This window comes from Neptuniibacter sp. QD48_55 (genome assembly GCF_047778115.1).
Lineage (GTDB): Bacteria > Pseudomonadota > Gammaproteobacteria > Pseudomonadales > Balneatricaceae > Neptuniibacter.
On sequence record NZ_CP180555.1, the window covers coordinates 425,767 to 439,695 of the forward strand.

The 13,929-nt window shown below is 46.0% G+C and carries 13 protein-coding genes; 3 read left to right on the forward strand and 10 right to left on the reverse strand.

Annotated features, from left to right (window positions below; all coding sequences use genetic code 11):
• Nucleotides 1-65 precede the first annotated feature (65 nt).
• Both ACMXYW_RS01925 and ACMXYW_RS01930 read right to left on the reverse strand, forming a co-directional pair.
• Nucleotides 66-872: a class I SAM-dependent methyltransferase gene (locus ACMXYW_RS01925; RefSeq protein ID WP_415886796.1), complete on the reverse strand. Its 807-nt coding sequence runs from the start codon at nucleotides 870-872 to the stop codon at nucleotides 66-68.
• Nucleotides 873-1,083: 211 nt separating this feature from the next.
• Complete coding sequence (locus tag ACMXYW_RS01930; RefSeq protein WP_415905017.1) at nucleotides 1,084-2,484, reverse strand: PLP-dependent aminotransferase family protein; 1,401 nt, start codon at nucleotides 2,482-2,484, stop codon at nucleotides 1,084-1,086.
• Nucleotides 2,485-2,629: 145 nt separating this feature from the next.
• On the opposite strand from ACMXYW_RS01930, the gene ACMXYW_RS01935 reads away from it, so the two are divergent.
• Nucleotides 2,630-3,505: a DMT family transporter gene (locus tag ACMXYW_RS01935; RefSeq protein ID WP_415905018.1), complete on the forward strand. Its 876-nt coding sequence runs from the start codon at nucleotides 2,630-2,632 to the stop codon at nucleotides 3,503-3,505.
• Between the two features lie 158 nt (nucleotides 3,506-3,663).
• Nucleotides 3,664-3,936: a hypothetical protein gene (locus tag ACMXYW_RS01940; RefSeq protein ID WP_415905019.1), complete on the forward strand. Its 273-nt coding sequence runs from the start codon at nucleotides 3,664-3,666 to the stop codon at nucleotides 3,934-3,936.
• A gap of 35 nt (nucleotides 3,937-3,971) precedes the next feature.
• Here ACMXYW_RS01940 and ACMXYW_RS01945 read toward each other — a convergent pair whose 3' ends face one another.
• Together ACMXYW_RS01945 and ACMXYW_RS01950 are read right to left on the reverse strand one after the other, a co-directional pair.
• On the reverse strand, nucleotides 3,972-5,012 hold the full coding sequence (locus tag ACMXYW_RS01945) for a methyltransferase (protein ID WP_415905020.1): 1,041 nt from the start codon (nucleotides 5,010-5,012) through the stop codon (nucleotides 3,972-3,974).
• Complete coding sequence (locus tag ACMXYW_RS01950) at nucleotides 5,012-5,701, reverse strand: pseudouridine synthase (RefSeq protein WP_415883324.1); 690 nt, start codon at nucleotides 5,699-5,701, stop codon at nucleotides 5,012-5,014. Before ACMXYW_RS01950 ends, ACMXYW_RS01945 begins: the two co-directional genes overlap by 1 nt.
• A 126-nt stretch (nucleotides 5,702-5,827) precedes the next feature.
• On the opposite strand from ACMXYW_RS01950, the gene ACMXYW_RS01955 reads away from it, so the two are divergent.
• On the forward strand, nucleotides 5,828-6,664 hold the full coding sequence (locus tag ACMXYW_RS01955) for a 6-carboxytetrahydropterin synthase (protein WP_415905021.1): 837 nt from the start codon (nucleotides 5,828-5,830) through the stop codon (nucleotides 6,662-6,664).
• 124 nt (nucleotides 6,665-6,788) lie between these two features.
• Here the strand turns inward: ACMXYW_RS01955 and ACMXYW_RS01960 are convergent, their stop codons facing one another.
• The 6 genes from ACMXYW_RS01960 to ACMXYW_RS01985 form a co-directional block, all read right to left on the reverse strand.
• Entirely contained in the window at nucleotides 6,789-7,970 is a 1,182-nt protein-coding gene (locus tag ACMXYW_RS01960; protein ID WP_415905022.1) for an acetyl-CoA C-acetyltransferase, read from the reverse strand.
• A gap of 383 nt (nucleotides 7,971-8,353) precedes the next feature.
• Entirely contained in the window at nucleotides 8,354-9,202 is an 849-nt protein-coding gene (gene panC, locus ACMXYW_RS01965) for a pantoate--beta-alanine ligase (protein WP_415883328.1), read from the reverse strand.
• Nucleotides 9,203-9,204: 2 nt separating this feature from the next.
• On the reverse strand, nucleotides 9,205-9,999 hold the full coding sequence (panB, locus tag ACMXYW_RS01970) for a 3-methyl-2-oxobutanoate hydroxymethyltransferase (RefSeq protein ID WP_415883329.1): 795 nt from the start codon (nucleotides 9,997-9,999) through the stop codon (nucleotides 9,205-9,207).
• A gap of 40 nt (nucleotides 10,000-10,039) precedes the next feature.
• Entirely contained in the window at nucleotides 10,040-10,525 is a 486-nt protein-coding gene (gene folK, locus ACMXYW_RS01975; RefSeq protein ID WP_415897434.1) for a 2-amino-4-hydroxy-6-hydroxymethyldihydropteridine diphosphokinase, read from the reverse strand.
• The gene (gene pcnB / locus ACMXYW_RS01980; protein WP_415905023.1) at nucleotides 10,522-11,943 is read right to left on the reverse strand and encodes a polynucleotide adenylyltransferase PcnB; all 1,422 of its coding nucleotides are present in this window, start codon (nucleotides 11,941-11,943) and stop codon (nucleotides 10,522-10,524) included. Before pcnB ends, folK begins: the two co-directional genes overlap by 4 nt.
• Before the next feature lie 589 nt (nucleotides 11,944-12,532).
• On the reverse strand, nucleotides 12,533-13,918 hold the full coding sequence (locus ACMXYW_RS01985) for a sigma-54-dependent transcriptional regulator (RefSeq protein WP_415905866.1): 1,386 nt from the start codon (nucleotides 13,916-13,918) through the stop codon (nucleotides 12,533-12,535).
• Nucleotides 13,919-13,929 lie beyond the last annotated feature (11 nt).

The following is a 13,929-nucleotide window of genomic DNA, read 5'->3' on the forward strand; positions in this document are numbered from 1 at the left end:
TGCCCCGCTATTGAGCAATAACGGGGCGGCTTATGGTTTATCGTTTTCCTAGCGTTTTATAACTCTTACCTTTTAATGAATTTTAGGGTCATACGGTCACTTTCACCGATTGCTTGGTAATGCGCTTTATTAACTTCTTTTAAACGATAGCTCGGTGGTAGGGACCAGACGCCAGCTTTGTGGTCCTTAGTATCTTTAGGATTGGCGTTGATCTCAGACGTCTCAACGAGTTCAAATCCTAAACCTTCAATAAATGAAATTAGATAAGCTTCTGGAACGTAGCCATTTTCAGCACTTTCTTTGTAATCACTGCCTTCTTCAGCACGGTGTTGAACTATGCCAAGAGTTCCGCCCTTTTTCAGTACGCGATAAAAGGCAGGATAGACCTCTTCTATGCCTCCAAAACGTATCCAGTTATGGGTATTTCTGAACGTAACCACCATATCTTGAGAGTTATCCGGAACTTCAGATAAATAGGTATCACCTTTCTTAAACACCACTACATCGGCTTTTCCATAAACTGATGGATTGGCTTGTAGCTTTGTCACAAGTTTGTTGTGTAAGCCCTGTAAAAAGTTGTTTGGGTGATCGGCGCCGAAGCTCGCTAAGGTGAGATGTCCTTTGTCTTTCAACATCGGCGCAAGGATCTCTGTGTACCATCCACCGCCTGGTAATATTTCAAGGACAGTCATATCGGGTTTTATGCCGAAAAAAGAGAGTGTCTCTACAGGATGTCGATAAACATCACGCGCTATATTCTTTTCGCTGCGGTGCTCTGCAGCAACGGCTTGTTTTATAAATTCACTAGAGGCATGCACAGTATTAATGCTGGCGATGCAGAATATAAACAGTGACATTTTAATGAATTTCATCTTATTCAACCTTATATGTTGTTTATGGCTGGCTTGAGTCTGTTATATCCCAATGTGCCGAATAATGGCTTTTTCCTCAAGTCGTCTCGGTAATAACTTATCCCAATAATCTGTGGATAAGTTCGTTGATAGTCTGAGTGCTGCTTGCTGAAAGCCTTAATTTACGTACGTTGGAGAGAATTGCTCATCTTTGTAACACTTAGGGAATAGATTAGTACGAAGCGATTAATTTGCCTAACTGTGCAATAGCGTCGACTTGTTCTATTTGCCGAGTGTAATGGGCAAAACATAAGCGGATATGGTGATTAAAACGCTGGTCTGCACAAAAGAGGTTACCGGGTGAAATGCCAATACCTGCCTCAAGCGCTTGTTGAAATAGTTGGTCGCTATTGACCTGTTTAGGCAGTGTAAACCACTGCAAAATACCGCCGCTTGGTTTGATAAAGCAGGTGTTACTGGGCCAATGTTGACGGATGTCTTCATCGAGCATCTCGACTCTCTCTTGGTAGCCACGACTAACTTGTGAGAGATGACGGCGATAACGGCGGCCTATCAGTAATTCACTGATGCCTTGTTGCGATATGGCAGAGCAAGCGATGCTGGTAACAAATTTTTGGAAGTTAACTTGTTCGTAGTAGCGCCCGGGTAGCACCCAACCCAGCCTTATATCGGCATCTACGGTCTTAGAAAAAGAGCCACAATGCAGTACTCGTTGATCGGTATCCATCACTTTAAGCGCTGTCGGTCTTTGTTGGTTGAAGCTCAGTTCTGCAAAGACATCATCTTCAATAACCGCAATATCCCACTTGTTAGCAATGGCCATTAAACGCTGCCGACTTGCTAAATCTAGATTGAAACCTAGCGGGTTATTAAAGCTTGGGTTGGTCAGTACCGCTTTAATTGGCCATTGAGTTAGGGCGGTTTCTAGAGCATCTAAATTAGTCCCTAAAATTGGATCTGAAGGCAGCTCCAATACCTTAAGCCCCAAAGCTTCAATGCACTGTAAAGTGCCGTAGTAGCAGGGTGATTCAACGGCAATAGTATCCCCTATCTGGGCAACAGAGCGTAAGCAGAGTGATAAAGCTTCCTGAGCGCCATGCGTGATCACAATCTCTTCACTATTACAGCTAAATGCGGTGGCATTTAGGTGATCAGCTAATACGGAAAGAAGTTTAGGATCGCCCGGCGGAGTGCTGTAATGGCTGCGGCGTTTTTCACTGGTGTGTGCCCAATGACGAGTATGTTTGGCTTGCTGCTGATAATACCAAGCGACCGTTGGCCATCTGGAATCGGGGTAAGCCGAACCGAGAGCTAAGTGCCCATGTTGATTCGCAGCGCCCAAAACGCTGAATGCAGTCGAGCCCAGTTTTACTTTACGCGGCTTGATGGCAGGAACTGAGTTTTTCGGGGAGGAGACAAAGAACCCTAGTCTTGGTTTAGCGTAAATCAGTTGTGACTGCTCTAACTCAGTCAGGCCTTTGATGATGGTATTTTTACTTAATTGGTATTGCAGGCTTAAGGCTCGGATAGAGGGCAAGCGGGTGCCGGGCGATAAATCACCATTTTCGATTCTAGAGCTAAGCTGCTGTACCAACAGTAAATACTTTTTCATGGGTACAGTTTGTATAAATTTGCAGGCAAGTGCAATTTAATGCTTATCTGTACCCTTGAAACTGACCTGCCTGTGTCCCTTTTTTGTTTAGCCTGTTCTCTCTAGAGTGATGCAATTAATTTAGATAGTTTGTAGAGAGTCAGTCATGCTGAATAAACAGCAGTGGATAACTTTAGTTCCTTGGGCGTTTGTGGGTATATGGAGTACCGGTTTTATCGGTGCCAAGTATGCGGTGCCTTATATGGAGCCTTTCAGCGTCCTGCTAGTACGCAGTTTGCTGACGATTGTTGTCTTTGCGGGCTTATTAGCATGGCGTAAACCGCAATGGTGTAGCTTTCCTCAAGCAGGTCATCAGATGGTGGTGGGGTTTCTCGTTCATGCCTGTTACTTAGGCGGTGTCTTTGCCGCAATCGACTGGTCTCTTCCAGCTGGGATTACCTCATTGGTGATGGGGTTACAGCCGATATTAACGGCAGTGTTAGCTGTCATCTGGTTACAGGAACGGTTGTTGAAAACCCAATGGTTAGGTTTGGTGCTGGGTTTGGTCGGCGTTGTGATGGTCGTTAGCCAAGGTTATTCACAGGGGAACTATTTGGCTGGTGGAGATGCATGGATAGCTGCGGTGATTGCGTTAGTCGCTATATCATTAGGCACGCTGTACCAAAAACGCTTCGGTGTTGGCGTAGATCTGATGGTGGGGGCTTTTTATCAATACGTGGCGATGGCTATTGTGATGGCTATATTGGCCTATGCATTTGATAGCGGTGTGGTGGAATGGAACTGGACCTTAATCGGTGCACTGGCTTGGATGGTATTGGGCTTATCCGTCACTGCAATCCTGTTACTGCTGATTATGATCCGCGAAGGGGAGGCGAGTAAGGTCGCTAGCTATTTTTATCTAGTGCCACCTTTAACCGCGATAGAGGCGTGGATCCTGTTTGATGAATCATTGTCGATGCTGGCAATGATAGGGATTGTAGTTGCCGCTCTTGGTGTGTTTTGCGCAGCAAGAAAGATATAAATATAAATTTTTAGCTTCTTTTAGTTATAAGAAGTGTATTTTTTAGTCTTAATTATTAGGTGAACCGACTTGTCTACTTTTCTGTCATAAGGGCATATCAATTAATCGATATAACTCCCAGTGGTATAGGGAGCTCTTAAATTAGAAAGGTAAATAATATGTCTCTTAAAGTTAAATCTACACTACTTGCGTTAATGTTTGTTCCTACCCTAGGTATGGCTGCGGATACGGATCACGAACAAGCCATTAATTTTATTTATGGCAGTAATGGGATGGAACTCAGTGAATCGGCATCTATGAATAAAGTCGAAAAAGTGATGAAAAAGGAAGTTTCTACATCGGATAAAAAGCAGATGCAGAAAACTAATGGAATGGACTACAGCCGTATTTGGTCGGGGTATCCTAAAATTGAAGGGCATGAAGTGTATTAGTTGATCAAAAGAGAATGGGGCTTTTGGCCCCATTTTTATGTCTTGTGAGTAAGCCTGATCAGCTTAAAGTTGCCGTTAGAGGCAATACATTCAGCCTGATGGAAGAACTGCTTAGCTTTTCGCTCTAGTGGGATATGCATATTGGTAACAAAGCAGGCGACCCCACGCCCATTCAAACGGTCATGAGCCGCTTTTAGAAAACGGTCTGTCAGGTCTCCGTCGACGGAAAATCCTGCATGGAAAGGGGGGTTACAGAGGATTAGATCAAATTTCTCGGTAATACCCTCTGCACAACTCGCAGGTATGACTTTGCCGTTAATCGGATAACGGTTAAAGTTTCGCTCGCAGGCTTTTAAGGCGGCAGCGTTGTTATCTGTCGCTGTTACCGGGATATCTAAGTGGCTCAGATTCAAGGACAAGTAGCCATAACCGCAGCCTAGATCCAGAGCGTTTTTCGGCGGTTCTGGTAAGGTCATTAAGAAACTATCGAGATGCTCAATAAGGTAGGCGCTACCACGATCAATTTTATCCCAACCGAACACACCAGGTTTGCTGTAATACTCAAATGTCTCGTCACTGGCAGTGACACGCAGCTGGTGGAAATCTTTAGCATCCAACAGGTCTTCACTCGAAGCGTTTACTTTAGTGAGTGTCACGGACCAAGTGTTTTTATCGGCCTTGCTGGTTTCACCCTCTCCAAAAAGCTTTTTAGCTTTGCTGAAGTAAGTTTTGATCCCTTCACCTTTGTCACCGGCAATATAAAGTTTTCCCTCAGGCTTTAAGCAGCGGAAAGCTTCATTGATAAGGTGGTGCACTACAGGCTTCTCTTTGGATACTCGGTAGATCACAGAGTCCAAACTGTTATCTTCAATGATGCTTAGATCATAATCGGAGAAGAAAACCTTCCAACCTTGGCGATAAAGATGCTGTTCCAGATCGATTCGATTGGTAATGGCGATAACGGCTTCATTGGCTGGGATATTGGCACTGAGCAAGTTTTCATCAGCGAGCCAAAGTGAGCGACCGGAAGCGCGTTGGATATAAGGGGCGATTAGATTAAAGGCTGTATCACTCATTAGATGCTATTAATCTCTTCTTCTGTCAGAAAACGGTATTCGCCGGGTTCTAGATATTCATCCAGCTCTATATTGCCGATACGTGCGCGGTGAAGCTCTTCTACTTTGTTACCTATAGCCGCGAACATACGTTTAACTTGGTGGTAGCGGCCTTCGGTCAGAATGACTTCGGCTTCATTGCTGGCAATTAAGGTTAGCTCAGCGGGTTTAGTGCGCTCTTTATCATTGTGCAGCATTAAACCTTGCTTGAATTTTTCTACGGCATCTTCTGGAATTGGATCAGCCGTGGTTACTTGGTAGAGCTTGCCTGTTTTGTGCTTTGGCGAGGTGATTTTGTGAGCCCACTTACCATTGCTGGTGATAAGCACTAAACCGGTGGTGTCCACATCCAGTCGGCCACATATCGTTAGCTCTTCTGCTCGCGGTAGATCTATCAAACTCAAAACCGTTGGGTGAGTGCCGTCATCATTGGAGCATACGCAGCCCAAAGGTTTATGCAACATGATGTACTTATCACCAGGTGCATCTACAGGATAGCCACTTAGATAAACCTCATCGTCTTCACCCACATGCATAGATGGATCGGTAACTTCAATGTCGTTTACAACAACTTCACCCGCTTTCATAAAGCGGCGAACTTCTTTACGGGAAAAGCCGGAAGATTGTGCTAAGTATTTATCTAGGCGCATAAGGTAAGTCTATAACAAGCTTTAAAGTACGTAGTATATCGGAACTGGCATTGTCCCTATAGCCTGCACCGTTTTTTAGTTGAAGGTTTTAAGCTACTATAGCGCCTTCAAATCAGGAGCCCTACCGTGAAACTTTTTGTTGATAATCTGACCAATGTCGATTTTTCCTATTTACACCCTCAACGTGGGTTGATGGGGGAGTCGTGGCTTGTGCAGTTAGAGCTGGATGGCAGCCTAAATGACCAAGGCATGATCTGTGATTTTGGGATTGTGAAGAAGAAGGTTAAGCAGTGGTTTGATCTATGGGTAGATCATGCGCTGGTGGTTCCTACGGGCATGCCACGCCTTAGTCATTCTACTCAAGACGGCTACACTGAGGTCGAGTGGCTTTATGCGGATGGTGAAAGTTTTTATTGCCGTTCCCCTGAGCCTGCAATCTGCCTAGTAGGTATGCCTGAGATCACAGAGAAAACTTTGGCTGAGTGGTGTCGGGATAAGCTTTTAGAACTTTTCCCAAATGAAGTAAAAGGGCTAAAGATCTCCTTTGTTCCTGAGAAAATCGACGGTGCTTTCTATCACTACAGCCATGGTTTGCAGAAGCATGATGGTAACTGTCAGCGTATTGCGCATGGCCATCGTTCTAAGATCGAAATCTATATCAATGATCAGCGTGAAATCAATCTTGAAAAAGAGTGGGCTGAACGTTTCACCGATATCTATATAGGTTCGGAATCTCACCTAATTGAACAGTGTGAGAGTCGTCATCACTACGCTTACACAGCACCGCAGGGTGACTTTGCAATAAGCCTGCCTACATCGGTTTGTTACTTAATCGATACAGATAGCACGGTTGAATTGATCGCTGATCATCTCGCCAAGCAGATCAAGCAATCGTATCCAAATGATAAGGTGTTGGTGCGTGCCTATGAAGGTGTAGGTAAAGGTGCTATCGCTGAATACTAAGCCGAGAACCAAGGTTTAGTTTCGTTAACTTCTCACCCTTTTTTAACTTCTTTTAGGCAGAAAAAAACCGCAGCCGGAGCTGCGGTTTAAAGAGTAGGACGGTGTAACTAGACTTAAGTCTAGCTTAGTCTCGCTCAACTGCCAGTGCAGTACCCATACCACCACCAATACATAGTGTCGCTAGGCCTTTCTTCGCGTCACGCTTGTTCATTTCGTGAACTAGGCTTACGAATACGCGGCAACCAGAAGCACCGATTGGGTGACCTAGAGCGATCGCACCACCGTTAACGTTAACGATGTCAGTGTTCCAGCCAAGATCTTTGTTTACAGACATTGCTTGAGCAGCGAATGCTTCGTTCGCTTCAACTAGTTCTAGATCATCTACAGACCAGCCAGCTTTTTCTAGTGCTTTCTGAGTCGCAGTGATTGGGCCTGTACCCATGATAGATGGATCAATACCAGAGTTAGCGTACGCTTTGATGCGGGCTAGTATTGGAAGGCCTAGTTCTTTCGCTTTCTCTTCAGAACAAACGATTACTGCAGCAGCACCATCGTTGATAGTAGAAGCGTTACCTGCAGTTACAGTACCGTCTTTTTTGAATGCTGGACGTAGTTTACCTAGCGCTTCTGCCGTGCAACCGAAACGTGGCTGCTCGTCAGTGTCAAATACGATTGGATCGCCTTTGCGCTGAGGAATTGTTACTGGGATGATCTCATCTTTAAAGCGACCGCTTGTTACAGCAGCTTCTGCTTTGTTCTGAGATGCAGCAGCAAATGCATCTTGCTCTTCACGTGTGAAGCCGTATTTTTCAACGATGTTCTCAGTAGTGATACCCATGTGGTAATCGTTGAATGCATCCCATAGACCGTCTTTGATCATTGTGTCGACCATTTTCCAGTCGCCCATGCGAGCACCGTTACGAGAGTTTGGAACAACGTGAGGAGAAGAGCTCATGTTTTCCTGGCCACCAGCGATGATGATGTCTGCATCGCCACAACGGATTGCTTGTGTAGCCATTTGAATAGCTTTAAGACCTGAACCACAAACTTTGTTGATAGTTAGTGCAGGAACTTGGATTGGTAGGCCGCCATTTAGCGTCGCCTGACGGGCAGGGTTCTGGCCACAGCCAGCCGTCAAAACCTGACCCATGATTACTTCGTCAACTTTTGCAGGGTCCAGATCGATCTTCTCGATCAGACCTTTGATAACTGTTGCACCTAGGTCAGATGCAGCAATTTTAGATAGGGAACCACCGAAAGTACCAACTGCGGTACGACCCGCAGCTACAATTACAACGTCACGCATTCGAAATGCCTCTTAGCTTAGCTATGTACAAAGTTCGTTCTTCACGATGATGGTATGGCCAAATTTTTGGCCGATAGTATTCAGTGAAAAGCGGCGTTTATTCAGTGACCGTTGTGCCCTCTCTACTCATTTAGGGGCGGCCAAAATCCGTTTTTCTGAGCACTTATACAACCTTTATTGTTTTTATTGCAGTGCAAGAACTCATCGTCCTAGCAGTCTGCGCGACCGAGCCCCCGGTTGTCAAGCCACGAAAGTAGCGGGTTGTATAAGACTTACGATTGAAATAGCAAGTATTGCGCTGCAGCAATAATTGAGCGTTTAATTTAAAAATATGAGGGATATCAGGGGGTTCCGAGTAGGTGTAACCCTACTCGGAAGAGGGGTTACAAATTAATCTGTAAATTATCGATTAATCGGGCAGGGCCAAGGTAGGCAGCTGCTAGTACGACTAATTGGGAGTCTTCAGGTGTCGCAGGTTGTAGATCCTGGCTGCGACAGATAACCAAGTAATCGCGTTTGAAACCAGCGGTTTCTAAGCGCTGTTGAGCGCTTTCAATCAGCGAATCGAAGTCTTTATTACCTTCAATCAGAGCGGCTTCAATTTCGCGTAGCGAAGCGTTAAGCACGGTGGCTGTTTCCAGTTCCTGCTCTGATAGGTAACCATTGCGAGAGCTCAATGCTAGGCCCTGCTCATTGCGGGCAATAGGCGCACCTTGGATCTCTACAGGTAGGCTAAGATCTTCGGTCATTCGGCGAATAACCATCAACTGTTGGAAGTCTTTTTCGCCAAAGATCGCTACGTCTGGTTGAACCATACCAAACAGTTTAGCTACGACCGTCGCAACACCACGGAAGTGGCCTGGGCGAGTCGCGCCGCAATAAAGGTCTGAAATCTCTGGTACTTCAACCTGTGTCTGAGATTCACGTCCGTTCGGGTAAACCTCCGAATCGGTCGGTGCAAACAGGTAGTTGCAGCCGCGAGAATTCAGTTTCTCTTGATCAGCAGCGAGAGTACGTGGGTAATTATCTAGATCTTCCCCTGCACCAAATTGCAGAGGATTGACAAAGATCGATGAAACGACAATATCGCTATTCGCTTTTGCCTGATCGATCAGTTGTAGGTGACCTTCATGCAGATTACCCATCGTTGGTACAAAGCCGATACGCTTGCCTGCTGCTCGCTCTTTATTGAGGGCTGCACGCAGATCAGCAATGGTATGTAGAGTGATCATGTTTATTCAAACTCATGCTCGGAAGCAGGGAAAGTACCACTTTTAACGTCAGTCACGTATTGGCTGATCGCTTCTTCAATGCTATTGGCATCAGCCATAAAGTTTTTCACAAACTTAGGGCTGCGGCCTGGTGTTACGCCAAGCATGTCATGTAGAACCAGTACTTGAGCGTCTGTGTCAGAACCTGCGCCAATACCGATAACAGGCACATCCAGTGCTAGAGTGATCTCTTTAGCTAGGATAGATGGAACGCACTCAAGCAAAATCACGCTAGCGCCAGCATCTTGCAGCATAACGGCATCGTTAATCATTTGTTGTGCCGTTTCTTTATCGCGACCTTGGACTCGATAACCGCCGAGCTTATTGACAGTTTGAGGTGTCAGGCCAAGGTGAACGCAAACAGGGATACCGCGTTCAGCTAGCATAGATACAGTTTCTGCAAGCCATGCACCACCTTCCAGTTTCACCATGTTTGCACCCGCCTGCATCAGTGCAGCGGAGTTATCCATAGCAAGTTCTGGAGTGGAATAGCTCATGAAAGGTAGGTCGGCCATGATAAGGCTTCCCTGATTACCTTTGGCGACAGCTTGAGTGTGGTAAGCCATCTCTTCAACAGTTACGGGTAGAGTACTGTCATTGCCTTGAAGCACCATGCCCAATGAATCGCCTACCAGAATTACTTCTGTGCCAGCAGAGCTAACAACATGCGAGAAACAAGCGTCATAAGCGGTCAGTACCGCGAACTTTTCGCCCGCTTTCTTCATTGAGGACAACGTGTGCAGAGTAATATTGCTCATGGAATGATCTTCCTGTTATTACGCGTTGGCGCGATTATACCTATATCTTTGTCAGGCTGCCCATAGGGCATGCAACTAATAGGGAAGACAAAGTTACATCATTAGGCATGATTAAATCGGGTGCGATATCGGCCAGTGGGTATAGAACAAAGCTGCGCTCGTGCATAAATGCGTGTGGTACGCAGAGACGTTCGGTGTTGATTTGGCTATTACCGTATAGAAGCAGGTCGAGGTCTAGGGTTCTTGGGCCCCAGTGTCGCTCGCGGACTCTCTGGTGTTTCTGCTCAAGCCCCTGAAGCTGATCCAGCAGTGCATGGGCTTCTAGGGTCGTTTCTATCTCTGCAACGGCATTGATAAAGTCTGGCTGATCTTGAGGGCCAACCGGTGCAGAACGGTATATGGGTGATGCTTTGACTAAGCGGCAGTTTTCCAGTTCTGCCAGCTCAGAAAATGCTTGTTCAACATGCTGAAGAGGGTTGTCGAGATTACTGCCCAACCCTATGTAACAACGAACCGCAGTCGTCATTGCGATGACTCTTGGCGGGACTTGTTTGAATTAGAACGGCGACGACGTGGTTTACGAGGCTTATCACCTTTACCTAAGCTTTTCACCATGCTGTTTTTGCTTGGCTCATTGGCGTTCTGGAAGTCAGTCCACCACTGGCTTAGTCCACCTAGATCTTCACCACTGTTTTCACGCAGTAAAAGTAGATCATACGCCGCTCTAAAGCGTGGCTGCTCCATCAAGCGTGCTGCACGGTTGCCTTGGCGGCGTGGCAGACGCAGTTGCATCTCCCAAATCTCACGGATTGGGGTAGAGAAGCGACGCGGTATAGCGGTTGAACGAACCTGTTCTGCAAGTACCTGATTGGCCGCTTCATGTAGCGCCGGTACTGGTGGCATCTTGTTCTCTTTCATCAGCTGTTGCATACGTAGCTGAGTTGGGTACCACAAGATAGCTGCAAATAAGAACGCCGGTGTAACGCTCTTACGCTGTGCCAGACGGCGATCAGTATTTTTAAGTGCGTTCTCGATCAAGCGTTCTAGAGGAACATTCAGATTGTCACTTTGTAACAGTTTCTGAACCTGCGGGAATAACGGCTCAAACAGATCTAAACGTTGTAGCTGTTTGTAAGATTCAATAGCGTGACCGGATTGCAGAAGTTTTAGCACTTCATCAAATAGGCGTGCTGGTGCAATGCGTTTCAGCATTGGCGCTAAGGTGCTAATTGGCGCTTCTGATTGCTGCTCAATCGAAAAATCAAGCTTAGCGGCAAAACGAGCTGCACGTAGCATGCGTACAGGGTCTTCTTTATAACGATCTTCTGGGTCGCCGATCATGCGCAGAATACCTTTCTGCAGATCGTCATAACCATTGGCAAAATCGTAGACGCAGTGATCTTTCGGGCAGTAGTACAGCGCGTTTACAGTGAAGTCGCGACGTAGCGCATCATCTTCAATTGTGCCGTAAACATTGTCGCGTAGGATCATGCCGCTATCGCATTGTTTGCCTTGTTCGCCTTCAGCATTTTCAGCTTGGTTATCGTGGCTTGCGCGGAAGGTTGCGACTTCGATCAGGTCACGGCCAAAGCGGACATGAACCAGTTTAAAGCGGCGGCCGATCAGGCGGGCGCGGCGAAACAGATCTGCAGCTTCTTCTGGATGTGCATCTGTCGCTACGTCAAAATCTTTTGGTCTTTTCTTAAGCAGTAGGTCACGGATACATCCGCCAACTAAGTAGCCTTCGAAGCCTGCATCTTGGAGGCGGTAGGCAACTTTCAGGGCATTATCATCTAAATGACGGCGTGGAATCTTATGCTCATCTTCAGAGATCAACTTCTTTTCAACAGCAGTGATTAATTGCGTGTTTTCAGCAGAGTCATTAACGGACTCTGTACTGCTGCCAAATACTTTGCTCAATGCGTTACTGATGGTTTTAAGCAAGGTTGTGCCTACCTATGCGATTTATCTAGCCGGAAAGGGTAGTAATTGTACGGGTGTTCAGGCTTATATCAAATCTAAACAGTGCTTACTGCCCGAATTAAATGGGTGCGCAATCATACCACTGTTACACAGCAGATTGGGAATTTAAAAGATAGAAGAAAAAGGGAAGGAGATGGGTAGCTGATCGCATCTCAGGCAACAACGGCTATTTCTCAGCTTGTTGTTTTTGTTCTAAGAGCAATATTAAGATCGTTACAGCTTCGCTACGATCAGCTTTCTTAAGCCTCATTATTATTTTTATTCGAGACAGGTACTTCTTTAATCTATTCCAGTTTTTATTTTTATTGGCGGTCTAGTTTAAGAAGTGTGCTTCTTTTTGTTGTCGCGCAATATATTGCACAGCATGTGCCAGTTTTTATTAATCCTTATAAAACAATGGTTTATTTTTGGTTGTTTGTTTTTTGATCTACTTTTGTAGCGGTTTTGTTACTGGGTGTTACGCTTTGGTACTAGTTGCTGGGTAGTACGGTAACACCTGAATTGTTACCGTAATGTTACTTAAATGTTACCTTTTAGACCTTGGTATAATCTATTTTTTCGACTTGCGAGGAATGCCAAGTTTTTGTCTGCGTTCCCATAAACACTTGCGGCTCACGCCGAGTTTCTTAGCCAGTTCTGTTTCGCTCAATTGGTCCTGATTTTCTAGAACGAATCTTTGGAAGTAGTCGTCTAAAGATAGTTTGGATTGGTCTTCAGTCTGTACTGCTTGAGGAGTAGCCTGATTCATAGCAACAAACTGACTTTCAATATCATCTAACGAGCTTACTGGGATATCTAAGCCTAAAAGGTCTGTGGTAATGAATGGGCCTTCTGCAAGAATGGTTGCTCGCTCGATAGCATTTTCTAATTCACGAACATTGCCCGGCCAGCTGTATCTGCGCATAGTTTCAAGCGCGTCATTGGCGAAACGTAAAGGCGCTGTTTCCATTCGCTGACAAACACGAGCCAGCATTTTTTCAGCTAACTCAATAATATCGTCGCCGCGTTCTCTTAATGGTGGAATGCGAAGCTCCATCACATAGAGTCTGTAGTAGAGGTCTTCACGAAACTCGTTCTGTTTCGCTAACTCTTTTAGATTTCTATGGGTTGCCGCGATCAGGCGAACATCTACTTTCTTTGACTGTACTGAGCCTACACGTCGGATCTCACCTTCTTGTAGGAAGCGTAACAAACGTGCTTGAGCTTCGAGCGGAAGCTCTCCGATCTCATCAAGAAATAGCGTGCCGCCATCTGCAGCTTCAAGTAAGCCGCTGCGGCTGCTGCTAGCGCCGGTAAAAGCGCCTTTTTCGTGACCAAAGAGTTCTGACTCAATCAGGCTCTCTGGGATCGCGGCGCAGTTCACTGAAATCATCGGTATATTGGCGCGATTGCTCTGTTCGTGAATCGCGCGAGCTGCAAGTTCTTTACCTGTGCCAGATTCGCCCTGAATCAAAACAGTCGCTTGGGTGCGAGCAACTTTCTTAATGCGCTTATCGAGTTCCTGCATCGGTTGGCAGGAGCCAATGATATTAGTGCGGTTCTCGGCAGCAGCTGCATCATGTTCGGTAATGGGACTGTCAGCTTCTGAACGAGAGGAAAGAATATGCTGTACCGAGCTGATCATCTCGTCGTGATCAAAAGGCTTGGCAATATAGTCGACAGCACCGAGCTTCATCGCATCAACAGCGGAGCGTAAACTCGCATAACTGGTCATGATCAGTACAGGAACTGATTTTGCCAACGAGATCATGTCTGTGCCAGGTGCGCCCGGCAGACGAAGGTCGCTGATAATTAGGTTGAAATCGCCAAGGTTGAAACGGCTGGTGGCTTCATCTACGGAAGCGGCGTCGTCGACTTGGAAATGGTTTTTCTCGAGTAGTCTGCGCAGTGCAGACCGGATTATTGTTTCATCTTCTACAATCAGAATGCGGCTCATCGGCTCTCTAC